Genomic DNA, 25,105 nt, shown 5'->3' on the forward strand with positions numbered 1-25,105 from the left:
TGGGCGTGAAGCTGACCACGCTCCGCCCCGAGCAGGCCGACTACATCGGTGTCCCGGTCGAGGGCCCGTACAAGTCCGACCACTACCGCTACTGATCGGCTGTTGAGCAGTAGCTGATCGGCCCCCAAGACCAGGCCCCCGCCCATCCCCCGGGCGGGGGCCTGACCCATTCAGCGCATGGATGCGACGGCCCACTCGGCGACGACGGCCACCGCGACTCCGCCCCCCAGAACCGCGGTGGCCACCCGCGTACGCCCTTGTCGGCTGAGGACCAGAGCACTGCCGCAGAGGATCAGCGCGATGCCGTAGAAGCCCATGGTCAGCACCGAGTGCGTGCTGCCGAGCCGCAGCACGAGGGTGACGCCCACGGCGATCATGATGATCGCGGAGAGAGCTATCCGTACGCCGCGTGCCTGACGTGGTGTGAGCCCTTGCCGTTCCGGGCTCGAATTGGCTTCTGACATGCTCGGAAGACTAGCGTCCCGTCCCGGCGCTGACTGCCGGGGCCGACACGCTCCTCGCTCGCGCTCACGCGCTGCGGGCTCTGCCCACGCCGGCTTTCCACAGCGGAGCGGTGCCGGTGAGATGACAGGCCATCAGGTAGAGCGGGATCGGCGGAGTGTAGGGGCTGGTGTCGTCGGGCCGGCGGATGAGGCGGGGGCTGGTCGCCGGTACGTACGCCCCGCGGGCGTAGTGCGACGGCAGCGGCCAGGTCAGCTCCAGGTCCGAGCCGGCCGGTACGATCCACCACCACCAGTCGTCGCCGACGAAGACACAGCCCTTCCGCGGCAGCCGCCCGAGCAGCCCCAAGCCGTACCGCGCGGGAATGCCCACAGCGTCGCAGCCCAGATCGGCCGAAAGCGCGGGCGGGAGTGCGAGCCGGGTCATCCGGGCCTCGCTGGGGTGCCGGCTGTTCCGCCAGAGGAGTGTCGCCGGGCCCTTCAGCACAGCCTCTCCGGTCCCGGCATAAAGTCCGTCCCGAACGGAACGTCCGCTCCGGACGGGAGGTCCGCGTGCGCCCGCTCAGCGCGCGGCAGCTCCGCCCAGACGATGCGGCCCCTCCCGTGCTTCGACTCGTACGCGCCCCATGCGCTGCTCACGGCCTCGACCAGCAGCAGTCCGCGCCCGCGTTCCCCCTCGACGGGGTGGCAGACGTGCGGGCCCGTGGGCGCGGCTCCCTGGTCCTGCACGGTGATGCGCAGCCGCTCCGCGCCGTTGAGGAGTTCGCAGGCGACCAGGTGGCCGTCGGTGTGCACGACCGCGTTCGTGACCAGCTCGGAGACGACGAGCATCGCTGTGTCGTGAACATCCCCGCCTATGCCCCAGCAGTGGAGCCGCTCGCGGGTGAGCTTTCTCGCCCGGCCGACGAATTCGGCACGAGCGGGCAGCTCGAAGCCGTATCGGTGGTGGTCGGCCCCCGAACACGGGTCCAATCGCTGGGCAGTGAGCGAGTCACGATTCACCCGACCACTCTCCCGCTGCAAAGGACACCTTGGCAAGACCCACTCTGAAAAATCCAGAGTGGGCATATTCATCGCTGCGAGGCCGTGGCACACTGCTCGCAACAGCACGTGCGGAGGTCTCGAAGTGAGTGAACCGCGGTCCGCCCCCACAGTGGGGCAGGTCGTTCTCGGCAAGCGCTTGCACGACCTGCGGGAGCGAGCCGGACTCAGGCGCGAGGAGGCCGCAAAGGTCCTTCGCGTTGCCGCGGGCACCATCCGTCGGATGGAAAACGCCGAGGTTGCGCTGAAGATCCCGTATGTCCAGCTGCTGCTGAACGCGTACGGGATCACCGACGACGAGGCGCGCGGTTTCATCGAGCTGGCCGAGGAGGCCAATAAGCCCGGCTGGTGGCAGCGCTTTCACGACGTTCTGCCGGGCTGGTTCAGTATGTACGTCAGCCTGGAGGGCGCGGCCGGCCTGATCCGCGCCTATGAGCCGCATTTCGTGCCCGGTCTGCTCCAGACGGAGGACTACGCCCGCGCGATCATGCGCGGCGGAGCCGTCGGCCAGACCGATCCGGCCGATATCGAGCGTCATGTGGCGCTGCGGATGGAACGCCAGGCCCTGCTCACCCGCCCCGACGCACCCAAGCTGTGGGTGATCATGGACGAGACGGTGTTCCGCCGGCCCGTCGGCGGCCCCGGCGTCATGAGAGCGCAGATCGACCGGCTGCTCGAAGGGACCCAGCTGCCCCATGTCACCCTGCAGATCGCGGAGTTCGCGACCGGACACCACCCCGGCACCTACGGGCCGTTCGTCCTCTTCCGGTTCGCTGTCCCCGAGCTCCCGGACATGGTCTACAGCGAGTACCTCACCGGCGCCGTCTACCTCGACGCGCGCCCCGAGGTCGCTTCACATCTGGAGGTTCTGGACCGAATGGCGGCTCAGGCCGCGACTGCACAACGCACGAAGGAGATCCTCAAGGATCTCCGCGAGGAGCTATGAATGGATCACATATACAACGGCATGCCGGCCGCGGAGCTGGGCAGCGAGGGCTGGCACAAGCCGTGGAGCGGCGGCAACGGGGGCAACTGCTTCGAGACCATGAAGCTGGCCGACGGCCGGGTCGCGGTGCGCCAGTCCGCGGACCCGGACGGCCCCGCGCTGATCTACACCTCCGGCGAGATCGCCGCGTTCATCGAGGGAGCCAAGTCCGGCCAGGCGGACTTCCTGCTCACCTGACTCCGAACGTGGTCCGCACCTGATTGCTCAGCTGCCCCTCACCCCTCACCCCTCACCACCGAGACCTGTGGAGCGAGAGATGACCGGTCACGACGCGCCGCCCTCCGGATCGACGCCGGCAAGCCGCATCCGGCCCGGGTGTGCGACTGGTTCCTCGGCGGCAAGGACAACTATCCGGTGGACGAGGCGATGGCCAGGCAGTTGCTCGCCCTCGACTCCCGCGGCCGCGAGTTGGCCCGGGTCAACCGGGCGTTCATGCAATGTGCCACGCGCTGGCTGAGCGCGAACGGCGTACGCCAGTTCCTCGACATCGGCACGGGCATACCGACCGAGCCCAACCTCCACCAGATCGCCCAGCAGGCCGCCCCCGACTCGCGCGTCGTCTACTGCGACAACGACCCCGATCGTGCTGGCCCACGCGGACGCCCTGCTGCGCAGCACGCCCGCGGGCGCCACCGAGTACATCGAGGCCGACGCACGCCATCCGCAGACCATCCTCGAACGTGCCGGGAAGGTCATCGACTTCAGCCGGCCGGTCGCCCTATCCCTTGTCGCGCTGCTGCACTTCGTCGACGACGAGGACGGGGCGTACGAGGTGCTCGGCCGGCTCATGGGCGAACTGTCTTCCGGCAGTTACCTCGTGGTGTCCCACGTCACGGGCGACTTCGACCCTGAAGGCGCGGCGAAGGCCCGCGAGATGTACCGCGCCCGCGGTCTGACCCTGCGCCCCCGGTCCCGCGAGGAGTTCACGCGGTTCTTCGACGGCTTCGAGCCCGGCGTCTCGCCGGCCGCCGACTGGCATCCGGAACTGGGCGAAGCGGTGCGGACCGAGAGCGACGATCCGATCCCCGGGTACGCGGGCGTCGCCCGCAAGGCATAAGTGCGAGTCTCCTGAGCCCTGCTGAGGGTCTCCCGTTGCGGCCAGGGGCGTCTTCCTTCTCCGGACGTCTCGCCTGCGGTTGATCCTTGCCCTAGCGGCAGTGCATGCCGTCCGCGTGGCCCAGATCGGCACCCCCATGCTCGACGACGTCGGTCTCGGCGACGCCTGTGGTGGTCAGAACTTCGGCCGCACGGCAGGGTCGGACAGCCGGCGGCCAGCCGCTCGGCGGCGAGTGGTCCGGCCGGCCTCGGGCTCTGCTACTTTCCTGGGGCGAGAAACCGGTTTCTCAGCCGTGCGTGCCAAAGGAGGGCGTCCTGATGGTTGCCTCGAAGCGTGCGAAAAGGGTCACGATCGCCGATGTCGCACGGGAGGCCGGGGCCTCCGTCGCCACCGTCTCCCGCGTCCTGAACGGCGTGGACACCGTCGCCCCCGTCCTCGCAGAGCGGGTCAGGACGGCCATCGGTGATCTCGGCTACCGGCCGAGCGCCGCCGCGCAGGGCCTGGCGCGCGGCCGCTCCGGCACCATCGGTGTGCTTGTCCCCGATCTCGCGAACCCCTACTTTCACGACATCATCAAGTCGGTCTCCATCGTGGCCCGCGAGGCCGGCAGCCGCGTCCTGGTGATGGACTCCAACGAAGACCCGGACGTGGAACGGGAGCTGACCGAGGACCTGATCCACTACGCGGACGGTCTGCTGCTCTGCTCGCCCCGGATGCCGCGCGCCGACCTCGCCGCGCTCGCGGGCCGCGGCACCCCCATGCTGGTCACCAACCGACAGGTCGCGGGCCTGGCGCTGCACTCGATCACGGTGGACTTCTTCCGCGGGATCATGGCCCTGTGCGGCCATCTTGCCCAGCTCGGCCACCGCAAGGTCGTCTACCTCGAGGGCCCGGAGCACGCCTGGGCCAACGGCGAACGGCTGCGCGCTCTTTCGGGCGCGGAGGCCTTCGGCCTCGAAGTGCACGCGGTGCCCTGCGGGTCCACCACCGACGAGGGGTACGCGGCGGCCCCCGCGGCCCTGGAGAGCGGCGCCACGGCCGTGATCGCGTACAACGACTTCGTCGCGCTCGGCGTCCTCGCCCGCTTCTACGAGCTGGGCGTGAAGGTGCCCGACGACATGTCACTGACCGGCTTCGACGAGATCGACATGGCCCGCTTCTCCGCGCCCCCGCTGACCACGGTAGCGGTACCGCGCGACCAGCTGGGTCAGATCGCGGGTGAGGCGCTCGGCTGCATCATGGGTGGCGACGAGGACATCGAGCCCGCAACTGTCCCCGTTGAGCTGCGCGTTCGCGGTTCCACCGGCGCACTCTCTTGACACGGCTCCTGGCGGGGTGGACTTTGTTCGGGCACAAGGCCGAGTAAGCGCTATCTCACCAGAGGGGTGCGAGTCGCCATGTCCCGTCCACTGCGCCACCGTTCAGCAAGGATCGCGCTCGCGGGACTGCTGCTCGCGGTGGCAGCCGCCGGCTGCGGCGCACCCGACTCCGGGAGTTCGGAGTCCAAGGACAAGACCCCGCAGAAGATCCCGGCGAAGCCGGCCAAGCCGGTGACGCTCGACGTCCTGGATGTCGCCGGGAACCTCCAGCTGACCCAGGGCATGATCGACGAGTTCGTCGAGCAGCACCCGGACATCGTCAGCAAGGTCACCTACTCCAAGGCCCCGGCGCCCGACCTGGCCGGCAAGATCAAGGCGCAGCAGCAGGCCGGCCGCGTCCAGATCGACCTCGTACTCACCGGGACGGACGGTCTGGCCGCCGGACTCTCGCAGAAGCTGTGGAGCTCCATGGCTGAGCAACAGTCGCTGATCGGCACGCCGGACTATCTGGAGCCCGCCGCCGAGATGCAAAAGCTTGCGCAGGGCCATGGCACCGCGATCGTCTACTACCCCTCCGGCCCGCTCATCGAGTTCAACCCGGACAAGGTCAAGAACCCGCCGAAGTCCCCGCAGGAGCTGCTCGCCTGGGCCAAGGCGCACCCCAGGAAGTTCCAGTACGCCGACCCGGCCAACTCCGGCCCAGGCCGCACCTTCCTGATGGGCCTGCCTTATCTGCTCGGTGACAAGGACCCCGGCGACCCGGTCAAGGGCTGGGACAAGACCTGGGCGTACCTCAAGGAGCTCGACAAGTATGTCGGCGTCTATGGCTCCGGCACCACCGAGACCATGAAGAACCTGGCGTCCGGCCAGCACGACATGGTGCTGTCGACGACCGGCTGGTACATCAACCCGCGGGCGCTCGGCACCGTGCCGAAGAAGATGAAGGCCGGGCACTTCGACAAGATGACGTGGGTCACCGACGCGCAGTACGCGGTGGTCCCCAAGGGCGTCGACGCGGACACCATGTCCGCGACGCTCGCGCTGATCAAGTGGATGCTCACACCCGAGCAGCAGGCCAAGGCGTACGACGACGGGTACTTCTACCCCGGCCCCGCGGTCAAGAACGTGCCGCTGACGATGGCGCCGGAGAAGTCCCAGAAGGTGCTGAAGGAGTTCGGTGTCCCGGAGTTCGACCGGTGGATCGACCAGTTCCCGAAGAAGCCCTCGCTGCCGGCGGAGCAGCAGGTCAAGGCGTTCGACATGTGGAACCGCGAGGTGGCGGGTCGCTGATGTCCAGGTTCTCGATGCTCAGGCTGGACAAGGTCTCCCGCAGCTTCGGCCGCCACGCGGCGCTGCGGGATCTCGAACTCGAGATCAGGGGCGGCGAGTTCGTCGCCCTCCTTGGGCCCTCCGGCTGCGGCAAGTCCACTGCCCTGAACTGCCTGGCCGGGCTCCTGCCGCTCACCGGCGGCGCGATCCGGCTCGATGACGAACGCATCGACCATGTCGCGCCGGAGCGCCGCGGCTTCGGCATGGTCTTCCAGAACTACGCGCTCTTCCCGCACCTCACCGTGCGCGGGAACGTGGCCTTCGGCCTGAAGATGGCCAAGGTGCCGAAGGCGGACATCGCCGGACGGACGGACCGGGCGCTGGAGATGGTCCAGTTGACCGAACACGCCCACAAGCGGCCCGGCCAGCTCTCCGGCGGGCAGCAGCAGCGCGTCGCCATCGCCCGCGCGATCGTCCTGGAGCCGCGGCTGGTCCTGATGGACGAGCCGCTGTCCAACCTGGACGCCGCGCTCCGCCTGGAGATGCGCACCGAGATCCGGCGGCTCCACCAGAGTCTCGGGCTGACGACGGTGTACGTCACCCACGACCAGGAAGAGGCGCTGTCGCTCGCCGACCGCCTCGTCGTGCTCCGCGACGGGCTCATGCAGCAGGTCGGCACACCCGAGGAGGTGTACGGCAGGCCCGCGAACCGCTATGTCGCGGGCTTCATGGGCTACCGCAACATGCTCGACGTCACGGTCACCGCGACGGCCGGCGGCACGCTCTCGCTCCGGCTCGCGGACGCGGGGCTGACGGGCCTCGATCGCGACTCCCTCCCGGCGGGTGGCCCCGGCATCGCGGCGATACGTCCGGAGGACCTGGACGTCGCGGGCGAGAACGCCGCCGGGCGCATTCCGGCGGGCATCGAGGTTGTTGAGTACCACGGCCGTGAACTCGCGGTCCAGGCACGGCTGTCGGACGGCCAGCAGGTCCACTTCCGCACGGCCGGCAGGCTGGCCCCGGGCGACCGGGTGGACCTGGCGGCAGCGCCGGAGCGAGTGCTGGTCTTCGCCCCGGAGGGCGCGCAACCGGCCGAGCCGGTGAGGGATGTACCGCGCCAGAAGGCGGTGACGTCATGACCGCGCGGCCACTGCGGGACCCGGCTCGCGGGCGGGGGCCGGGTATCCGTCTCGCCGCCGGACGCGGTGAGGCCCATCCGCGGCTGGTGCCGACCCGCCGACGAGTACCGAGTGCCAGTCCGCGCGGGCCGGGCCCAACTGCGTTGGGCGCAGTGCGGTCGGCGCCCGCGGCTGCCTGTCGGTGTGGCGTGGCGACGCTGCCTCGGTCAGGCCCGCGCCCCAGCGCCGCCGCGGCGGGCGGCCCCGCAGGGGGGACCCCATGACCACCCGCGCACCCGCGCCGCCCGTTGGTCGAGACAGCCGGCCCGCGCTGCGGCACCGCCTCGCCGAGCGCGGGGTCGACCGGACGCTGCTCCTCCTCATTCCCGGCGCGCTCTTTCTCGTACTGCTCTTCTGCTACCCCTTTCTCTACGGGCTCCAGCTCTCCTTCCAGCCCCAGGAGGGCGGTGGCGCGCTCGCCAACTACCGGGAGTTCTTCTCCGACCCGTATCTGCGCGAGACGATCTGGATCACCCTCGAACTCGCCGTGCCCGTCGCCCTGGTGAACTGCCTCGCCGCCGTCCCCGTCGCCTTCCGCACCCGCGGTCCTTTCCGCGGCCGACGGCTGATGACCACCATGCTCGTCATGCCGATCACCCTCGGCACGGTCCTCACCGCACAGGGCCTGCTCGGCTATCTCGGCCCCAACGGCTGGCTCAACAAGGCTCTGTTGGGCACCGGCCTGATCGACCAGCCGCTGAACCTTGTGCACAACTACTGGGGCGTGTTCGCCTCGCTGGTGATCACCGGCTTCCCCTTCTCGTATCTGCTCACGCTCTCCTATCTCACCGGCATCGACCCGAGCCTCGAGCATGCGGCGGCGACGCTCGGGGCGAACCGGCGGCAGCGTTTTGGCCATGTGATGCTGCCGCTGCTCGCCCCGGGGCTTGCGATCACCTTCTGCCTCTCGTTCGTCCTGGCCTTCGCGGTCTTCCCGTCGGCGCAGCTCGTCGGCGACCCGCGGGGGAGTACGCATGTGATCTCGATCGAGGCCTACCAGGCGGCCTTCCAGAAGTTCGACTACTCCCTCGGCTCCGCGATCGCGATGGTGATGGCCGCGGTGATGATGGTGGTCGTGATCCTGGTGCTGGCCTGGCGCTCGATGCTCTACCGCGGCTCCACGGGAGGCAAGGGCTGATGGCAGACGTCCTGGACACGCGCGATCATCGCACCGCACCTGAAGACCCCGAGCGTACGAAGCACCGCTTCGGACGGCCCGTCACCTGGGTGACGTTCCTCGTCTTCGGCTTCTTCTTCATCAACCTCGCCGGGGTCGTCGGCGTACCGCTGGTCGACTCCTTCGGCACCCGCTGGTTCACCAGCTGGCTGCCGGACGGCTGGACGGTGAAGTGGTACGGATCGGCCTGGCGGGAGTTCTCCCTCGGCCAGGTCTTTTTCACCACGGCCCTCGCCTCCGTACTCGTCGTCGCCGTCTCGGTGGTCGTCGGCGTGCCCGCCGCCTACGCACTCGCCCGGCGCGACTTTCCCGGAAAGCGGCTGGTGCTACTGCTGTTCCTGCTGCCGATCCTGGTCCCGCCGATCACGTACGGCATTCCGCTCGCGACCGTCCTCTACAAGTTCCAGCTGGCCGGCACGCTGACCGGCGTGGTGCTCGCCAATCTGGTGCCGTCGGTGCCCTTCGTGGTGCTCACGATGACGCCGTTCATCGAGCAGATCGACCCGCGGATCGAGGCGGCGGCCCGGATGTGCGGGGCCGGGACCGGCGCGGTCCTGCTGCGCATCCTGGCCCCGCTGCTCGTGCCGGGAATCCTCGCAGCCTCCGTCCTCGTGCTGGTCAGGACGGTCGGCATGTTCGAGCTGACCTTCCTCACCGCGGGCCCCGACAGCCAGACCCTCATCGTGGCGCTGTACTACGCGGTGTTCTCCGCCGGCATCCGCACCCAGCAGTCGATCGACGCGATGGCCGTGATGTACACGCTGTCGATGCTGGTGCTGCTGGTGATCGCGCTGCGTTTTGTGAACCCGACTCAGCTGGTGACCCGGGTGAAGGAGGACCGGACCGCCCGCTGACCTCGCCCGCGCCCCTTTCCCCACACCCGATGGAGAGGTGATGTGCCATGCATCCGGACAATACAGACCACTCGCACCACTCGCACCACTCGCACCACTCGCACCACTCGCGCCGCTCGGCCCTCAAAGCGGGCGGGCTGCTGGCAGCGGGCACGCTGCTGCCCACGGTCGCCGCGGGCCCCGCCGCCGCGTCGACCGCCGACACCGCGGCTGACGGCTGGAGCCAAGTCCCGCGCATTCTCGCCCGTATCCGCCCGCCGAAGTTCCGCCGACGGTGTTTCGACATCACCGACTTCGGCGCGGTGGGGGACGGGCTGACGAAGAACACCGCCGCCATACGCACCGCCATCGCCGCCTGTCACCGGGCGGGCGGCGGCCATGTCGTGGTCCCGCCGGGCAAGTTCCTCACCGGCGCGATCCATCTGCGCAGCAATGTCGACCTGCATGTCGGCGAGGGCGCCGCCCTCGCCTTCAGCCCCGACCCGGCCGATTTCCTGCCCGCCGTGCTCACCCGCTGGGAGGGCACCGAGTGCTACAACTACTCGCCCTTCATCTACGCTTACGGACAGCACGACGTCGGCGTCACCGGCCGCGGCACTCTCGACGGCCAGGCCCGCCTCGGACCGTGGGAGAGCTGGTACCGCACCAGCGGCCTGCAGGGCCCCGACCAGAAGCTGCTGCGCCAGATGGGCTCCTCGGGCGTACCGGTCAAGGACCGGGTCTTCGGCGGCGGCCACTATCTGCGGCCGAAAATGGTGCAGTTCAACCGCTGCCGCAATGTGCTCGTCAGCGATCTGACGATCGTCGACCCGCCGATGTGGACCGTTCATCCGGTTCTCTCCACCAATGTGACGGTGCGTGACATCACCGTCGAGAGCATCCTCTACAACACCGACGGCTGCGACCCGGAGGCGTCCAGCAACGTCCACATCACCGGTTGCCGTTTCAACACCAATGACGACTGCGTCGCTGTGAAGTCAGGGCGGGACGAGGACGGCCACCGGGTCGGCGTGCCCAGCGAGAACATCGTCGTCCAGGACTGCGCCTTCTCCGGCCGGTGGGGCGGCATCACGGTCGGCAGCGAGATGTCCGGCGGCGTACGGAACGTCTTCGCCGAGCGGTGCCGGGTCAACCCCCTTGATTTCCCCGGCCATTACCCGGTGAAGTACCCGCTCTACGTCAAGGCGAGCAAGAAGCGCGGCAGCTTCATCGACGGCGTCTACGTGCGTAAGTTCACCGGCCGCGCGGTGGAGCGGGAAATCGCCTTCGTCAATATGAACTACAACGATGGCGAGGGCGGCACGCTGCCCGTCTCCGTACGGAACATCAATCTCTCCGAGATGGAGATCGACGGCGCACGCGCGGTCCTCAATCTGGTCGGCCTCGAGACGGACCGGCTGCGCGGCGTCCATCTCTCCCACTGCGCCTTCACCGAGGTCCGCGGCCCCGATTCCATCGCCTTCACCGACGACCTGACCTTCCACAAGGTCTCCGTCAACGGGGTTGAGGTGTCATGATCATGACTATTGCGAAGGTCCGGCGCTGGGCGACCCTCGAGGACATGGTCCACGACGGGGCCCGTCGCGCCATCAACCTCGAGGGTCTGGAGTCCGATCCCTTCGTCGGCGTCCATGTAGAGCGCTGCGAATTCACCAATATGGCGAGCCCCAACATCATCGGTCCCGCACGGGACTTGACCATCCGCAAGGTCTTCGTCAACGGAACCGAGGTGACGTACCCATGAGACGCCGCACCGTCTGGGTCGGCTGGACCGCTGTCCTCTCGCTGCTGTGCGGGCTGCTGCTGTCGGCTCCCACCGCAGCCCAGCCCCAGCCCCGGCCCGAGCCGGCCGCCGTCGAGGCCGCCGCGCAGTACCCGCCGCGCGAGGCGATGCTGCGCGACGCCACCGCCGGACTCTTCCTGCACTGGGGCATGTTCACCCGCCCCATACACAAGGACTGCCGCGAGTGGGAGAAGGCCGTCACCGACGGCGGCTGGAGCGCCGACTACTGGGTCGAGACGGCGAAGCAGCTCAAGGCGAGCTACATCGTCCTCGCGACCTTTCACTCACGCCTCGGCTACGCCCGCCCCTGGCCGTCCAAGATCCCCGGCAGCTGCTCCACCGAGCGCGACATCCTCGGCGAGCTCATCAATGCCGCCAATGCCCAGGGTCTCAAGGTCATCCTCTATATGACCGACGACCCGCAGTGGCACAACGAGCAGGGCATCGAGACGCTCGACTCCCAGGCCTACTCCGCCTACAAGGGCAAGGACGTGGACCTCACCCAGCGCCCGGGCTTCGGCGAGTTCAGTTACGACAACTTCTTCGAGGTCATGGCCAACTACCCGAAGCTGTCCGGGTTCTGGATCGACAACGACAACGCGTACTGGGAGGAGCACAAGCTCTACGAGCAGATCCGGGAGAAGCGCCCGGACATGACGCTCAGCAACAACAATGAGGACACTCCGATCATGGACATGGTGTCCCATGAGCAGAAGACCGGGATGACGCCGCCCTACGACCAGCCGTCGGCGATCTGGACCCCGATGCCGCGGCTGACAGAGTCCTGCTACAAGGTCCCGGACACCGGCTCCTGGTGGTACGACGGCCAGGACCGGCCGGTCACCACCTCACTCAACGTCGGCCGCTATGTCGCCAACGCAGGCACCTCCATCAAGTCCCTGATGGACCTCACCGCGATGGTGAACGGCAAACTCCCGCCCCAGCAGCAGAAGTTCACCGACTTCATGCAGGGCTACCTACCGCCGATCTGGGAATCCCTCTCCGGCGTCGAGGGCGGCGGTTATATGTACGGCGGGATGCAGCCGGGCGCTTGGAACAACGGCGCGTACGGCTATCTCACGGTCAGCAAGAGCGACCGGACCCGGCAGTACGTCCATGTCACCACCCGGCCGACGAGCGGCGACGAGGTCAAGATCCGCGACAACGGCTACCGCGTCAACCGCGTCACGGACCTGCGCACCGGCAAGCGCATGGCCTTCGACCAGCAGGGCGGCAGCCTCACCATCAAGGGCATCAGCGCCTGGGACGCGTACGACACGGTCTTCACCGTCGACACCGGTCGGCACCGTGAGGGCGTCTACCCGACAGGCTCGGTCAAGGCGGGCGAGCCGGCGATTGCCGACGGCGACTTCTCGACGTACTACGACAACAAGGGCGTCCTTCCCTCGGCGCTGACCCTGGACCTCGGCAAGGTCAGGAATGCCCAGTACCTCGCCGTCAACCAGCGCGAATGGTCCCCCACGTACAACCGGGAGACCTTCGGCAGGGCCGAGGACTCCGCCCGGATCAAGGACTACACGGTCTCGGTGAGCAACGATGGGGCGACCTGGCGTCAGGTGAAGGCAGGCGTCCTGGAAAGCGCTCGCGGGACCCGCTTCCTCGACCTCGGCGTCCGTGCGCGCTACCTCAAGCTGGAGATCGACAGCACCTGGGCGGAAGAGACAGTGCCGCGGTTCTACAAGCAGCTGCAGATAGACGAGATCCAGGTCGGGTACGCGTATCCGCGCAGCCACGGCCACCACTGAGGGGTGGATGCCGGTGTGCCCGGGGGTGGGTCCCGGGCACACCGGCCCTCCGTATCCGGCGTGTGATCCCGGCTGTCCGGCAGGTTGTGGTAGATGCCGGGGATGAAGCGGAAGCCGTGCTCGGCGGGCAGCGGCCGGCGGCCACCCCTCGCGCTGCCGGGGACGTCCATGCTGCGGGCCTTCCCGCCCAGTGCCCTGCGCTCGTAGACGGTGACCTTGAAGCCGCGTTCCGCCAGCTCGTGCGCGGCGGTGAGTCCGGCGACCCCGCCGCCGAGTACGGCGACGGACTGCGCGGCCCGGGAGCGGCCGTCCGCCGCTGAATCGGCGGCTGCGGCTGCGGCTGCGGCTGTGGCCTCGGTGCCCGCCGTGGCCAGCGCTGCCGTGCCGCCGGCTGCGGCGGCCCCCGCCATGAAGGTGCGTCGTGTGCTGCCGACCCGGCCCATCCCCCACCCCTTACCGACGGTAACTATCGCGTCCGGCGCAGGAGCATACGGAGATCCCCTACGGCCCCGGAAGCCACGCGTGGGCCTATTCCTTCAATGGCTGGAAAATGGACCCATGTCCCGACGCAGCTCCCGCTCCGGGCGCGGCCACGCGCCCGCCCTCACCGACACCTCGTCCTGCCCCTGCGGGCTGCCCGCCGCCTACGGCGAATGCTGCGGCCGCTTCCACTCGGGCGAGCACGCAGCACCCACCGCCGAGCTGCTCATGCGCTCCCGCTACAGCGCCTTCGTCGCCCAGGACGCTGCGTATCTGCTGCGCACCTGGCACCCCGCGACGCGGCCGCCGCGCCTCGAACTCGACCCCGGCATGCACTGGAAGGGGCTGGAGATCCTTGAGACCACGGACGGCAGCCCCTTCCATTTCTCCGGAACGGTCACCTTCCGCGTCCGCTACCGGCACCACGGCAAGCGTGGCGAACTGCACGAGCGCAGCAGCTTCGAACGGCATGGCGGCGCCTGGGTGTACGTCGACGGCGTCTTCCTGGAGTGAGCGCGGGGGCGCGCACCACCCCAGGTCGCACGCATGCGGTGGCCCGCGCGGGTCACGCCCCGGTGGTGGATCCGGGCCGCACGATCATCAGGACCGTGACCGTCGCCCACAGTAGATTGAACGCCCCCGTGGACATGGCGAGCCTGGCGGGCGCGACGGCCCCGAGATCGTCCACGACCGCGCTCTGACCGGGCAGCACCAGCAGTCCGAGGATGCCGGCGGCCAGGGCGGTGAGCACGATCGAGACGATCAGCCAGGTGTCGCCGAGGACATGAAGGCTGTTTGCGGTCGCGAGACCGAAGACGGGCACGACGACACCGACGACGGCGTACACACGGCAGATGCGGTGCAGATTGCGTACGACACCGAGCGCCCCTTCGCTGTCGGGCTCGGCCTGGGCCCGGCGGACGGCGGCGGGGAACGCGCTGGCAGCGACCGTGACCGGGCCGATCGCGATGATCGCGGCCAGTACGTGAACGATGAGCAGGAACTTGGTCACGCCGGCCGGCCTTCGAGGACGGGAACGGCGCCGCGGGCACTCCAGACCGTGCCGCGGCGCTCGTGGGAGAAGAGCCGCTCCACGGCGTGCGCGACGCGCGGCCCGAGCTCCCGCTCCAGCAGATAGAGCGCGAGATCGATCCCGGAGGTGACGCCCGCGCCGGTCACCAGATCGCCGTCGTCGACAACTCGGGCGTCGACCGCGTGGACCCCTGCCGCGGCGAGCGCGTCGAGACCCAGGTGATGAGTGGTGGCACGGCGGTCTGCGACGAGCCCCGCCATGGCGAGAAGCATGGAGCCGCCGCAGACGGTGGCCATGATGAGTTCCGGGCGGTCGCAGGCGGCCTTCAGCAGCCCGGGCAGTGGAGTGTTCAGGCTCCGGCCGAGGATCGCCGGGACGGTGTCATCGCCGTCGTCGTCCGAGATACGACCAGCGGCCCCCGGCACAAGCACCAGGTCGGCGCGTTCGGGGTCCAGCGCGCCGACGGCCCGCAGCGACAGCAGGCCCGTGCCGCTGGGTACGTCGCGTACGCCCTCGGCCGAGACGAGCTCGACGGTGAGCGCACCGCCGGCGACCATGCCGCCGGCGCCGAGCACTTCGTACGGAGCGATGACGTCCAACGGGTCGAAGCCGTCGAACAGAACGATCTGGGCGAGCATCCGGCACCAGTCCTTGCCTAGGGAGGGGCAGCCCCGGCCGGGGCGCCGGTCCGACGCTACTGAGCGCCGCACGTGGCGGGACAGTGGCATGAATGCCACCTGCCAACGGATTCTCGCCAGCGCGATCGACGAGGGATGACGACAGGCCGGCCCAGGTGGGGGGCCCTGAGCCGGAAACCGGTCAGCGCATACGTTATGGCCATGCACACCGTGGCTGTACTCGCCCTGGACGGCGTCATCGCCTTCGACCTGTCCACCCCGCTCGAAGTGTTCGCACGTACCCGGCTGCCGGACGGCCGGCTCGCCTACCGGGTCCGCGTCTGCGCCCCTTCGGACGAGATCGACGCGGGCGCGTTCACGCTGCGCGCGCCCTGGGGTCTGGACGCGCTGGCCGAGGCCGACACGATCATCCTGCCCGGCTGCGCCGACCCGACCGTGCCGGTACCACCCGAGGCGCTCGACGCCCTGCGGGCCGCGGCAGCCCGCGGCACCCGTATCGCCTCGATCTGCGCCGGGGCCTTCGTCCTCGCGGCCACCGGCCTGCTGGACGGGCTGCGAGCCACCACCCACTGGCTCGGAGCGGGGGCGCTCGCCGCCCTGCACCCCGAGGTCGAGGTGGACCCGGATGTGCTCTACGTCGACAACGGCCAGTTCCTGACGTCCGCAGGCGCCGCCGCCGGACTCGATCTCTGTCTGCACATGATCCGCAGGGACCATGGCTCGGCGGTGGCCGCGGACGCGGCACGGCTCTCGGTGATGCCGCTGGAACGCGAGGGCGGGCAGGCGCAGTTCATCGTCCATGAACAGCCGCCGAGCCCGGACGGTGCGACGCTGGAACCCTTGCTGCGCTGGATGGAGGAGAACGCCCGGCGTGAACTCACCCTCGGTGAGATCGCCGCGCGGGCGGGCTTGAGCACCCGCACTCTCAACCGCCGCTTCCGTGAACAGACTGCGACCACACCCCTGCAGTGGCTGCACCGCGCCCGTATCCGCCAGGCTCAGTACCTGCTGGAGACGACGGCGCACACCGTGGACCGCATCGCGATCCAGGTCGGCTTCGGCTCACCGACCGCCTTCCGTGACCGCTTCAAACGCCAGGTCGGCACCAGCCCGCACGCCTACCGCCGCGCCTTCCAGGGTTCGTCTGTGGGGTGAGCGGGTCAGTGGGCGCGCCCCGGCTTGAGGATCAGCAGCGGGTTGTAGGCGGCCAGCACCTTGTTGGCCAGAGCCAGCGCGGACAGCGCGTGCTCCCGGTCCGCCCGATCCGCGGCGCACATCGGGCCGCGGAACCGGTACACCTCACGCGCGGCGCACTCGGCGTCGATCTCCGCCTGCAGGATGTGGGTCGGCATGCAGGACCCGATCAGCGCGGCGACGCCATCGGGGATCGGCACGGGGATCAGGGGCGACGCGGTCACGTGTAGTCCTTCTCTGCTTCTGTGTCGGGCGCCGGCGGTCGGCGGCCACCCCTCCATACGTACCGGACGAGCTTCCGTATTCGTCGGCGGGGATGTATCTGTGCGGCAACCGTTTCCGGATCAGCCGTTGAGTAAGTGCTGAGGTCCCGTCAACTCCCCGCCCGCGAGCCGCGAACAGGGGCCGACCATGCGCGTACGCAAGGATCCGAAGAGGCGAAACAGCGCGGTGATCTCGCCGGCCGGGTCCCGGTCGACATTGTCAGGGACAACGGCGCCGACCACCTCCGGCAGCACCGCCGACATACGATACGCGAACGTGGGCCGCGCCCCCGAATCGGCCGTCCTGAGGCGCAAGGACGGTGACTGACGGTGGCGGCCCGTCACCGCAACCGCATCCGCGACCGAAGTGACCGCGGTCGCAAAGTGCTTGATCGCCACGGGCCGCGAACCCGGCGCCCGGACCCGGCCCATGGCCGGCGGGCGGGATCACCTCACCGCCCCCGAGCGGAAGTCCGGGCAAGGGGCCCTCGCACCATCAGGGAGCTGACACCTCAGGGGCCAGCACCTGTGAGAGGTCGTACCGCACCGGCTCCTCCAGCTGCGTATAGGTGCAGTCGGCGGGCTCGCGGTCGAGGCGCCAGCGGCGGAACTGGGCGGTGTGCCGGAACCGGTCGCCCTCCATGTGGTCGTACGCCACCTCGACCACCCGCTCGGGCCGCAGCGCCACCCACGAAAGGTCCTTCTTGCCCGTCCACCGGCTCTGCGCGCCGGGCAGCCGGGCGCTCTCATGGGCGGTCTCCTCCGCCCATGCCGCCCAGGGGTGGCCGTCAGGGGGATCCATCCGCAGCGGTTCCAGCTCCTCGATCAGCTCCTCGCGCCGTTTCATGGAGAAGGCGGCGCAGACGCCCACGTGCTGGAGCGCGCCCGAGCCGTCGTACAGGCCGAGGAGCAGCGAGCCGACGACGGGGCCGCTCTTGTGGAGGCGGTAACCGGCGACGACGGCGTCCGCCGTGCGTTCGTGCTTGATCTTGAACATCAGGCGGGCATCGGACCGGTACGGCAGGTCGAGCGGCTTGGCGATGATCCCGTCGAGTCCCGCGCCCTCGTACCGCTCGAACCATTCCTGCGCCAGCGCGGCGTCGGTGGTGGCGGGTGCGAGATGCACGCGCGCCCGCGCGCCCGCGAGCGCGTCGGCGAGCAGGGCGCGGCGCTCGGCGAGCGGGGTGTCGAGCAGGGACTCGTCACCGAGGGCGAGCAGATCGAAGGCGACGAAGCTGGCGGGGGTCTGCTCGGCGAGCAGCTTTACCCGGGACTCGGCCGGGTGGATGCGCTCGGTGAGCCGGTCGAAGTCGAGGCGTCCCTCGTGGGCGATGACGATCTCGCCGTCGACGACACAGCGGTCGGGAAGGTTGGCCAGCAGATCTGCGGCCAGCTCGGGGAAGTAGCGGGTGAGCGGTTTGCCGGTCCTGGAGCCGATGACCACCTCGTCGCCGTCCCGGTGGACGATCGCCCGGAAGCCGTCCCATTTGGCCTCGTACTGCATGCCCGGCGGGATCTTCTTCACGGGCTTGGCCAGCATCGGCTTGACGGGTGGCATCACGGGCAGATCCATGCTTCAGATTCTGCACGATATGCGGCATATCCGCGCTCGGCCTACCGTGGCGCACATGGGTGCAGCGGTGGAACTGGAAGCCGGCGGGCGTGCCGTGCGGCTGTCCAATCCGGACAAGGTCTACTTTCCCGAGCGTGGTTTCACCAAGCTGGACGTGGCCCGCTACTACCTGGCCGTGGGGGAGGGGATCACTCGCGCCCTGCGCAACCGCCCCACCACCCTCGAGCGCTACCCCGACGGCGTCGGCGGCGAGTCCTTCTTCCAGAAGCGCGCCCCCAAGAACCTTCCCGGCTGGATCCCCACGGCCCATATCTCCTTCCCCAGCGGCCGCTCGGCCGACGAGATCTGCCCCACCGAGGTCGCCGCCGTGATCTGGGCGGCGAACCTCGGCTGTCTGACCTTCCACCCCTGGCCGGTACGGAGGGACGGCGTCGACCACCCCGACGAACTGCGCATCGACCTGGACCCGCAGCCCGGCACCGACTTCGCCGACGCGGTCAGGGCCGCGCACGAGCTGCGCGCCGTCCTCGACGAGCACGGACTGCGCGGCTGGCCCAAGACCTCGGGCGGCCGCGGTCTCCATGTGTTCGTGCCGATCGAACCGCGTTGGGACTTCACCCGGGTAAGGCGCGCGGCCATCGCCGTCGGCCGCGAACTGGAACGGCGCATGGAGGGCAGGGTGACCACCGCCTGGTGGAAGGAGGAGCGCGGCGCCCGGATCTTCGTCGACTACAACCAGACCGCCCGTGACCGCACCATCGCCTCCGCCTACTCCGTACGCCCCCGCCCGCACGCGCCGGTCTCGGCGCCACTGCGCTGGGACGAGATCGACGACGTCTCGCCGCTCGACTTCGACATCGCCACCATGCCCGTGCGCTATGTCGAACTGGGCGATGTGCACGCGGACATGGACGACTACGCCTTCTCCCTGGACAGCCTGCTGGAGCTGGCCGCGAAGGACGAGCGCGACCACGGTCTGAGCGACCTGCCGTACCCGCCGGACTATCCCAAGATGCCGGGCGAGCCGAAGCGGGTGCAGCCGAGCCGCGCGAAGAAGCCCCCTTCCTAGGTGCGGGAAGGGGGCCCCTCGTTGGTCAAGGTCCGGAGCAAGGTCCGGTGCTAGAGCTCCTTGACCCGGATGTCACGGTACGAGATCACATCCGTCGTGCTGTGGACCTGGAGCCCGATGTAGCCGGAGGCGTACCGCCGGCCGTCCGTGCCCGGGTCGTCGCCGCGCGGCGGGGCGAACACCTGGCCGCCGGTGTTGTCGAACTCATTGATCAGGACGCCGTTGCGGTAGATCGAGTAGTGCTGGTCGACCACCCGGATCTCGTAGTCGTTCCAGGTGCCCTTCGGCGTCACACCCGCACCGGCGAGCCCCACCCGGTCGAAACCGTAGATAGAGCCGGTCTTGTACATGTCGCCGTCCGGCCGGTCCAGAACCTGCACCTCGTGGCCGTACTTGATGGCGACCCACTCCGGACGCGACTCCTCCGGGTTGTTGTGGACGTACGGGAAGCGCACGAAGACACCGCCGTTGGCGTTGCCGGAGCCCGGCGCGTCGTCCCGCCACTGCAGTTTCAGCGAGAAGTCCCCGTACTGCTGCTGCGGGAACCACAGCATGCCAAGGCCACCCTTTGTGGTGCCACTGGTCATCGCCCCGTCGGCGCTGAGTCCGAACGACCCGCCGCCCACGTGCTGCCACTTGCTGAACGACGTCTGCGTACCGTCGAACAGATTGCGGTAGCCCTTGTTCTGGCCCGGCTTGCCGATGCCGGACTGCTTGGCCGCCTGGTAGATCTTCTTGTGCTCGCGCTGGTCGATGACGCCGTCCGCGAGGAGCTTGTCGAGCACGTTGTCCACGTGCTTGAGGAACAGCGCCTGCGAGGACCAGGCCTTCTCGTCCTCGATCAGCTCGTTGATGGTGCAGCGGTTGCGTGTGATGCGGTTGGGCACACCCGTGTCGACCGTGCCGACGATCACCGTCAACCGCTCGTCGTACTCCGGGCAGTTGGGCGCCGGCACGCCGCCGCCCTCCGCGATCGTGAACGACACCTGTTGCGCCTGGGAGGTGTTGCCCGCCTTGTCGGTCGCCCGGTGCAGCACGGTGTGGAAGCCCACCCGGTCGACGATGACGGGAGAGGTGTACGCGAGGTACGGGCCGCCGTCGAGAGAGTACTCGACCTTGTCGACCCCCGAGTCCGCGTCGGTCGCGGTGAGCGTCACCTTGGCGCTGGTGACGTACGCGCCGTCGGAGTTCTTCTGACCGCTCACCTCGGCCGAGGTCACCGGCGGGGTCTTGTCCTCGGCGGGCGGCGTGACGACCGTGAAGTCCACGGCCTTCTCAGCGGCCGCGTTGCCCGCCTTGTCCGTCGCCTTGTAGCGGACCTTGTGCGTGCCCGCCTCGTGCACCATCACCGGGGCGGTGTACGGCTGCCAGGCGCCGGCCGCACCGATCGCGTACTCAATGGTGTTGACGCCCGAGCCGGTGTCGGACGCGGTCACGGTGACCGTGGCCATCCCCAGGTACTCGCCCTGCGCGTTCTTCTCGCCGCTGACCGTCGCCGAGGTCTCCGGCGGCGTCTTGTCGTCGGTCGGCGGGGCGACGACCGTGAAGTCGACCGCCTTCTCCGCGGCGACGTTCCCCGCCTTGTCACTGGCCCGGTAGCGGACCTTGTGCGTGCCCACCTCGTTGACCACGACCGCCGTGGTGTACGGCTGCCAGGGGCCGTCCGCCCCGACCGCGTACTCGATCTTGTCCACGCCCGATCCCGCGTCGGTCGCCGACACGGTCACGGTGGCCTGGCCGACGTATGCGCCCTCCGCGTTCTTGTCGCCGTCGACCTTCGCGGTCGTGTCGGGCGCGGTGGTGTCCTCGCCGCTGCCTTCGGTGACGGTCAGGATCCCCTGCATGGAGCCGTGGCCGGGGATGCTGCAGTGGAAGCGGTACCGGCCGGGGGTCAGCGTGACCTCGGCGGTGTGCTTGCCGCCCTGGTCGTCACCGGGGTTGGCGAGGATGTTCAGCGGTACGTCGTTGTTGTACTCGGGATCGGAGACGTCGAAGGTCAGCGTGTGCGGCATACCGGTGGTGTTACCGGTCGCCGTGCTGTTCTCGAACACGATCGTCGTCGTGCCCGCCACCGCGGTGGTGGGGAAGGAGAGATAGCGGTCGGTCGGATTGCCGGCTGTCCAGGTCAGGACCTGGTTGGCGACCTGGCCGTCGCTCTGGCCGTACGCGACCGCGGACGTCAGCCCAAGGACCATCGTCACCGCGGCCAGCAGGGCCGTCCAGAAACTCGCCGTTCTGTGTCTCAGGTGTGTCACTGCGCTGCCTTCCGTGCCAGCTTGTCGGCGGACGGCGTGGGCTCGCCGCCCTTGTACGTCACGTGCCACAGCGCCGACCTGGAGTCGGATGTGAAGAATCCGCGCCCGTAGTCCAGGACGTAGAGCGAGCCGTCCGGCGCGAACTTCCAGTCCATGAGGTTGCGAATGCCGTTTGTCCCGCCCGGGATGATCCCCTTCAGGGATTCTGCGTGCACCGGGATGCCGCCCTTGCCCACGGTCTTCGGGTCGGTCAGCACCGCGTGCCGCGGCTGGTCGCCGTCGTAGAAGTCACCGACGAACCACTTGCCGTCCCAGTACGACGGCCACTTGTCCTTGCTGGTGCTCGCCGTGTCGTAGCGGTAGACCGGACCGTTCATGGTCGCCTGGCCGCCGCCCTTGAGCCACGGCATCAGGATCTTCTGCTCCTCCACCTTGTAGCTCGGGATGCCGTTGGCGTCGCGCGGATAGTCCACGCCGCCGCCCTGCGGCGAGTACCAGATGGTGTTGGAGACGACCGGCGGCAGATTCACCAGGCCGTCGTTGTTGGGCGACTCATTCTTCGGGGCGTCGCAGTTGTACCAGCCGAGCGGCTGGCTCGGATCGGGCAGATTGCGGTCGCGGTAGGGCTGCTTGTTGCCCATGCAGTACGGCCAGCCGTGGTTGCCCGCCTTGGTGATGGCGGAGAAGGTGTCGTACTTTGCCGGGCCCCAGGTCGTCGACGGCGTGCTCGCGTCCGGGCCGACCCAGCCCGCGTAGAGGATGTCCGTCGACTTGTCGATGAAGATACGCGCCGGGTTGCGGACGCCCATCACATAGATCTCGCCGCGGGTCTTGCCGCCGCCCTCGTCCGGTTCCTTGCCCGTGAATAGGTTGCCTGCCGGGAGCGTGTACGTCCCGTCGTCCTCGGGGTGGATCCGCAGGATCTTGCCGTTGAGGTTGTTGGTGTTGCCCGCGGTGCGGCGGGCGTCGGCGAAGGACACACCCTTGAAGTTCGGCTCCGGGTTGTTGCCGGAGTAACCGCCGCTGAATTGGGAGGAGTTGTTGTCACCGGTGGCGATGTAGAGATTCTGCTGCGAGTCCCAGGCCATACCACCGCCCGCGTGACAGCAACTGTGGATCTGCACCGGCCACTTGAGGAGCACCTTTTCGCTCGCCAGGTCCAGCTTGGCGGTAGCCGGGTCGAGCGTGAAGCGGGAGACGCGGCGCTCGGCCATACGCGTGTCCCGGTTGATCTGGGAGTGCGGTGTGTAGTGCAGATACACCCAGCCGTTGGTCATGAAGTCGGGATCCAGCTCGATGCCGAGCAGGCCCTCCTCGACCTTGATCAGCTCATCGCCGCCGCCCTTGTTGCCGAAGATGGTGAGGGACCCGGCGAGGGTCACCTTCCCGGTCTTCGGGTCGTAGACGTGGACCTCGCCCTGACCCTTGCCCATGTCGGGGTTGTTCCAGTCGGTCACGACGGGCTTGCTGGAGTCGGCGCCGCCGCGCCCGATGTAGAACACCCGGCCGTCGGGGGCGGTGACCAGGCCGTGCGGCTCGCCGATCTGGTCGTTCTGCCCCGGCTGGTTGGGCTGGGTGACGCGCTCGGCGGTGTAGTTGGCGTTGATGGTGGCCTTGCAGTCCGCGCGCGAGAGACGGGTGGTCCACGCGAGGGCGCCGCGCAGATGGTCCCGGAAGTCGGTCTCGGCGAAGCTGTCGACCGTACCGCCCATGCCGGTGTAGAAGGAGCGGCCGCCGTCGTAGTCACGGCACCAGGAGACGGGATGGTCCCAGCCGTTGGCGCCGGCGACGGGCTTGTACGAGTCTTCCTTGACGCGGGCCACGGTGTGCACGCTGCCGGACGGGTTCGCCGCCCAGTTGAACCACTTGTCGGGCCGCTTCCACTGGAGCGGAAGCGACTTGGTGGCCGGATGCTGACGGTCGCCGACCTCGACCGTCGCGCGCTGGACCGTGCTCGGGGCTCCGGTCGGCCGGGCGCCGATCAGCCCGGTGAACCAGTCGGAGTACGGCTCGGTGCGCGCCGCGTCATGGATGCCCAGGAAGCCTCCGCCGGCCTCCAGATATGTCTCGAGCCCGGCCTCCTGCTCCGGGTCGAGCACATCGCCGCCGCCCGTCAGGAAGACGATCGCGTTGTACCTGCCGAGCTTGGTGGCATTGGTGAACACGGAGGCGTCGTCGGTGGCTTCGGTCTTGAACCGGCCCGCGGCCGGACCCGTCTGCCCGATCGTCTCGATCGCCGCGATACCGGCGTCGACGGTCGGCGACTCCTCGGTGGCGGAGCCGTGGAAGACGAGGACCCGTACATTCGCGCCGCCGGGAGGCGACGGCAGGGACAACGTTGTCGAAGGCGGCTCCGGATAGGTCCTGGCGGCGGCGACATCGCCGCCGCCGAGCAGGGACACGGTCAGTACGCCGACCCCAAGGGCCGCCGCCAGTCCGCTTCTTCGGGATCTCGACCTGTGATGTGGTGCGCGCTGCATGTGGTCACCCACCCCTCTTTGGTCACAACAACAGCCTCGGAAACTAGACCCCTTTTCGCGGTTCGCCAATAGGTAAGACCGAAATGGCACGAACTTTGTCCTGGGTGTGGATAAACGAAGATCCCACCGCTACCGTGTGCTCGTCTCCGGGGTCACTTGTGCCCCGTCAATCTCCGTACAGAACTTGGGAGTTCGGCATGGACAGACGGAGCTTCAACCGACGGCTGCTGGCGGGGAGCGCGGTCGCGGCGACGGGCGTGACATCGTTGTCGCTGGCTTCGGCCCCGAGTGCGACCGGCGCCGCGTCGGCGGTAGGCCCGCCGAAGACCGCCCCGGCGGGCGGCCAGATACGCCATCTCAAGCTGTACGCGGAGAAGTTGCCGGACGGTCAGATGGGCTACGGCCTGGAGAAGGGCAAGGCGTCGATCCCCGGCCCGCTGATCGAACTGGTCGAAGGCGACACCCTGCACATCGAGTTCGAGAACGCGATGGACGTACCGGTGAGCCTGCACGTCCACGGCGTGGACTACGACATCGCCAACGACGGCACCAGGCTCAGCAGGAGCCACGTCGAACCCGGCGCCACCCGCACGTACACCTGGCGCACCCACACACCGGGCAAACGCGCGGACGGCACATGGCGCGCGGGCAGCGCGGGCTACTGGCACTACCACGACCACGTGGTGGGCACGGACCACGGCACGGGCGGCATCCGCAAGGGCCTCTACGGCCCGGTGGTGGTCCGCAGGAAGGGTGACATCCTCCCGGACAAGCAGTTCACCATCGTCTTCAACGACATGACGATCAACAACAAGCCGGCGAACGCGAGCCCCAACTTCCAGGCCACGCTGGGGGATCGCGTTGAGATCATCATGATCACGCACGGCGAGTACTACCACACGTTCCATATGCACGGTCACCGCTGGGCGGACAACCGGACGGGCCTGCTGGAAGGCCCGGCCGACGTCAGCCGCGTGATCGACAACAAGATCACGGGTCCGGCGGACTCGTTCGGCTTCCAGGTCATCGCGGGCGAGCACGTGGGAGCGGGGGCGTGGATGTACCACTGCCACGTCCAGAGCCACTCGGACATGGGGATGGCCGGGCTGTTTCTGGTGGCGAAGCAGGACGGGACGATTCCGGGGTACGAACCGCATCATCCGGAACAGCCGGCGGCTGCCCACGACCATTAGGGCGCGCCGCGAGGGC

Annotated in this window: 25 protein-coding genes and 2 pseudogenes; 16 read left to right on the top strand and 11 right to left on the bottom strand. The window is 68.9% G+C overall.

Annotation, left to right across the window (positions count from 1 at the left end; all coding sequences use genetic code 11):
• The coding region (locus ACWDO5_RS07480; protein WP_450529338.1) for an adenosylhomocysteinase at window positions 1–95 on the top strand (95 nt) is incomplete at its 5' end.
• A 75-nt stretch (window positions 96–170) separates the two neighbouring features.
• On the opposite strand, the gene ACWDO5_RS07485 is transcribed toward ACWDO5_RS07480, so the two are convergent.
• From ACWDO5_RS07485 to ACWDO5_RS07495, 3 genes are all read right to left on the bottom strand, one after another.
• Window positions 171–464 (bottom strand): hypothetical protein, encoded by a 294-nt coding sequence (locus ACWDO5_RS07485; protein ID WP_450529226.1) that lies wholly within the window; start codon window positions 462–464, stop codon window positions 171–173.
• Between the two features lie 64 nt (window positions 465–528).
• Window positions 529–888 carry a hypothetical protein gene (locus ACWDO5_RS07490; protein ID WP_450529228.1) on the bottom strand — a complete coding sequence of 120 codons (360 nt, stop codon included), beginning with the start codon at window positions 886–888 and terminating at the stop codon, window positions 529–531.
• A 53-nt stretch (window positions 889–941) separates the two neighbouring features.
• Complete coding sequence (locus ACWDO5_RS07495) at window positions 942–1,463, bottom strand: ATP-binding protein (RefSeq protein WP_450529229.1); 522 nt, start codon at window positions 1,461–1,463, stop codon at window positions 942–944.
• A 124-nt stretch (window positions 1,464–1,587) separates the two neighbouring features.
• Here ACWDO5_RS07495 and ACWDO5_RS07500 point away from each other — a divergent pair, with 124 nt between their 5' ends.
• The 11 genes and pseudogenes from ACWDO5_RS07500 (at window position 1,588) to ACWDO5_RS07550 (ending at window position 12,911) form a co-directional block, all read left to right on the top strand.
• Entirely contained in the window at window positions 1,588–2,448 is an 861-nt protein-coding gene (locus ACWDO5_RS07500) for a helix-turn-helix domain-containing protein (RefSeq protein ID WP_450529231.1), read from the top strand.
• Window positions 2,449–2,685, top strand: coding sequence for a DUF397 domain-containing protein (locus ACWDO5_RS07505; protein WP_450529233.1), 237 nt, complete (start codon window positions 2,449–2,451; stop codon window positions 2,683–2,685).
• 79 nt (window positions 2,686–2,764) lie between these two features.
• A pseudogene (locus tag ACWDO5_RS07510) lies at window positions 2,765–3,565 on the top strand (SAM-dependent methyltransferase).
• A 317-nt stretch (window positions 3,566–3,882) separates the two neighbouring features.
• Window positions 3,883–4,884 (top strand): LacI family DNA-binding transcriptional regulator, encoded by a 1,002-nt coding sequence (locus tag ACWDO5_RS07515; protein WP_450529235.1) that lies wholly within the window; start codon window positions 3,883–3,885, stop codon window positions 4,882–4,884.
• A gap of 78 nt (window positions 4,885–4,962) precedes the next feature.
• On the top strand, window positions 4,963–6,174 hold the full coding sequence (locus tag ACWDO5_RS07520; RefSeq protein ID WP_450529237.1) for an ABC transporter substrate-binding protein: 1,212 nt from the start codon (window positions 4,963–4,965) through the stop codon (window positions 6,172–6,174).
• Window positions 6,174–7,292 carry an ABC transporter ATP-binding protein gene (locus tag ACWDO5_RS07525; RefSeq protein WP_450529238.1) on the top strand — a complete coding sequence of 373 codons (1,119 nt, stop codon included), beginning with the start codon at window positions 6,174–6,176 and terminating at the stop codon, window positions 7,290–7,292. Before ACWDO5_RS07520 ends, ACWDO5_RS07525 begins: the two co-directional genes overlap by 1 nt.
• 259 nt (window positions 7,293–7,551) lie before the next feature.
• Complete coding sequence (locus ACWDO5_RS07530; RefSeq protein WP_450529240.1) at window positions 7,552–8,469, top strand: ABC transporter permease; 918 nt, start codon at window positions 7,552–7,554, stop codon at window positions 8,467–8,469.
• Window positions 8,469–9,362, top strand: a complete 894-nt coding sequence (locus ACWDO5_RS07535; RefSeq protein WP_450529242.1) for an ABC transporter permease — start codon at window positions 8,469–8,471, stop codon at window positions 9,360–9,362. The genes ACWDO5_RS07530 and ACWDO5_RS07535 overlap by 1 nt, the downstream gene beginning before the upstream one ends.
• A gap of 47 nt (window positions 9,363–9,409) precedes the next feature.
• Window positions 9,410–10,879, top strand: a complete 1,470-nt coding sequence (locus ACWDO5_RS07540) for a glycoside hydrolase family 28 protein (RefSeq protein ID WP_450529244.1) — start codon at window positions 9,410–9,412, stop codon at window positions 10,877–10,879.
• Window positions 10,880–10,881: 2 nt separating this feature from the next.
• Window positions 10,882–11,106: a hypothetical protein gene (locus tag ACWDO5_RS07545; RefSeq protein ID WP_450529246.1), complete on the top strand. Its 225-nt coding sequence runs from the start codon at window positions 10,882–10,884 to the stop codon at window positions 11,104–11,106.
• Complete coding sequence (locus ACWDO5_RS07550) at window positions 11,103–12,911, top strand: alpha-L-fucosidase (RefSeq protein WP_450529248.1); 1,809 nt, start codon at window positions 11,103–11,105, stop codon at window positions 12,909–12,911. Before ACWDO5_RS07545 ends, ACWDO5_RS07550 begins: the two co-directional genes overlap by 4 nt.
• A 56-nt stretch (window positions 12,912–12,967) precedes the next feature.
• Here ACWDO5_RS07550 and ACWDO5_RS07555 read toward each other — a convergent pair.
• Window positions 12,968–13,354, bottom strand: a pseudogene (locus ACWDO5_RS07555) (FAD-dependent oxidoreductase); the annotation flags it as partial.
• Between the two features lie 115 nt (window positions 13,355–13,469).
• On the opposite strand from ACWDO5_RS07555, the gene ACWDO5_RS07560 reads away from it, so the two are divergent.
• On the top strand, window positions 13,470–13,904 hold the full coding sequence (locus ACWDO5_RS07560) for a YchJ family protein (RefSeq protein ID WP_450529250.1): 435 nt from the start codon (window positions 13,470–13,472) through the stop codon (window positions 13,902–13,904).
• 52 nt (window positions 13,905–13,956) lie between these two features.
• Here the strand turns inward: ACWDO5_RS07560 and ACWDO5_RS07565 are convergent, their stop codons facing one another.
• Both ACWDO5_RS07565 and ACWDO5_RS07570 read right to left on the bottom strand, forming a co-directional pair.
• Window positions 13,957–14,403: a hypothetical protein gene (locus tag ACWDO5_RS07565; protein ID WP_450529251.1), complete on the bottom strand. Its 447-nt coding sequence runs from the start codon at window positions 14,401–14,403 to the stop codon at window positions 13,957–13,959.
• The gene (locus ACWDO5_RS07570; RefSeq protein ID WP_450529252.1) at window positions 14,400–15,062 is read right to left on the bottom strand and encodes a DJ-1/PfpI family protein; all 663 of its coding nucleotides are present in this window, start codon (window positions 15,060–15,062) and stop codon (window positions 14,400–14,402) included. Before ACWDO5_RS07570 ends, ACWDO5_RS07565 begins: the two co-directional genes overlap by 4 nt.
• Window positions 15,063–15,263: 201 nt before the next feature.
• Here ACWDO5_RS07570 and ACWDO5_RS07575 point away from each other — a divergent pair, with 201 nt between their 5' ends.
• On the top strand, window positions 15,264–16,217 hold the full coding sequence (locus ACWDO5_RS07575) for a GlxA family transcriptional regulator (protein ID WP_450529253.1): 954 nt from the start codon (window positions 15,264–15,266) through the stop codon (window positions 16,215–16,217).
• 5 nt (window positions 16,218–16,222) lie between these two features.
• Here the strand turns inward: ACWDO5_RS07575 and ACWDO5_RS07580 are convergent, their stop codons facing one another.
• From ACWDO5_RS07580 to ACWDO5_RS07590, 3 genes are all read right to left on the bottom strand, one after another.
• A complete protein-coding gene (locus tag ACWDO5_RS07580) occupies window positions 16,223–16,480 on the bottom strand; it encodes a hypothetical protein (protein WP_450529255.1) in 258 nt (85 codons plus the stop codon).
• Window positions 16,481–16,600: 120 nt separating this feature from the next.
• On the bottom strand, window positions 16,601–16,918 hold the full coding sequence (locus ACWDO5_RS07585; protein WP_450529256.1) for a hypothetical protein: 318 nt from the start codon (window positions 16,916–16,918) through the stop codon (window positions 16,601–16,603).
• Window positions 16,919–17,015: 97 nt separating this feature from the next.
• Window positions 17,016–18,092 carry an ATP-dependent DNA ligase gene (locus ACWDO5_RS07590; protein ID WP_450529257.1) on the bottom strand — a complete coding sequence of 359 codons (1,077 nt, stop codon included), beginning with the start codon at window positions 18,090–18,092 and terminating at the stop codon, window positions 17,016–17,018.
• 55 nt (window positions 18,093–18,147) lie between these two features.
• Between ACWDO5_RS07590 and ligD the strand changes: the two genes are divergently transcribed.
• Window positions 18,148–19,161 (top strand): non-homologous end-joining DNA ligase, encoded by a 1,014-nt coding sequence (gene ligD / locus ACWDO5_RS07595; RefSeq protein WP_450529259.1) that lies wholly within the window; start codon window positions 18,148–18,150, stop codon window positions 19,159–19,161.
• Window positions 19,162–19,211: 50 nt separating this feature from the next.
• On the opposite strand, the gene ACWDO5_RS07600 is transcribed toward ligD, so the two are convergent.
• Window positions 19,212–21,356 (bottom strand): OmpL47-type beta-barrel domain-containing protein, encoded by a 2,145-nt coding sequence (locus tag ACWDO5_RS07600; RefSeq protein ID WP_450529340.1) that lies wholly within the window; start codon window positions 21,354–21,356, stop codon window positions 19,212–19,214.
• Window positions 21,357–21,412: 56 nt separating this feature from the next.
• A complete protein-coding gene (locus tag ACWDO5_RS07605; protein ID WP_450529261.1) occupies window positions 21,413–23,896 on the bottom strand; it encodes a ThuA domain-containing protein in 2,484 nt (827 codons plus the stop codon).
• Between the two features lie 197 nt (window positions 23,897–24,093).
• Between ACWDO5_RS07605 and ACWDO5_RS07610 the strand changes: the two genes are divergently transcribed.
• Entirely contained in the window at window positions 24,094–25,089 is a 996-nt protein-coding gene (locus ACWDO5_RS07610) for a multicopper oxidase domain-containing protein (protein WP_450529263.1), read from the top strand.
• Window positions 25,090–25,105: the final 16 nt, after the last annotated feature.

The organism is Streptomyces sp. NPDC000880, from assembly GCF_053599675.1.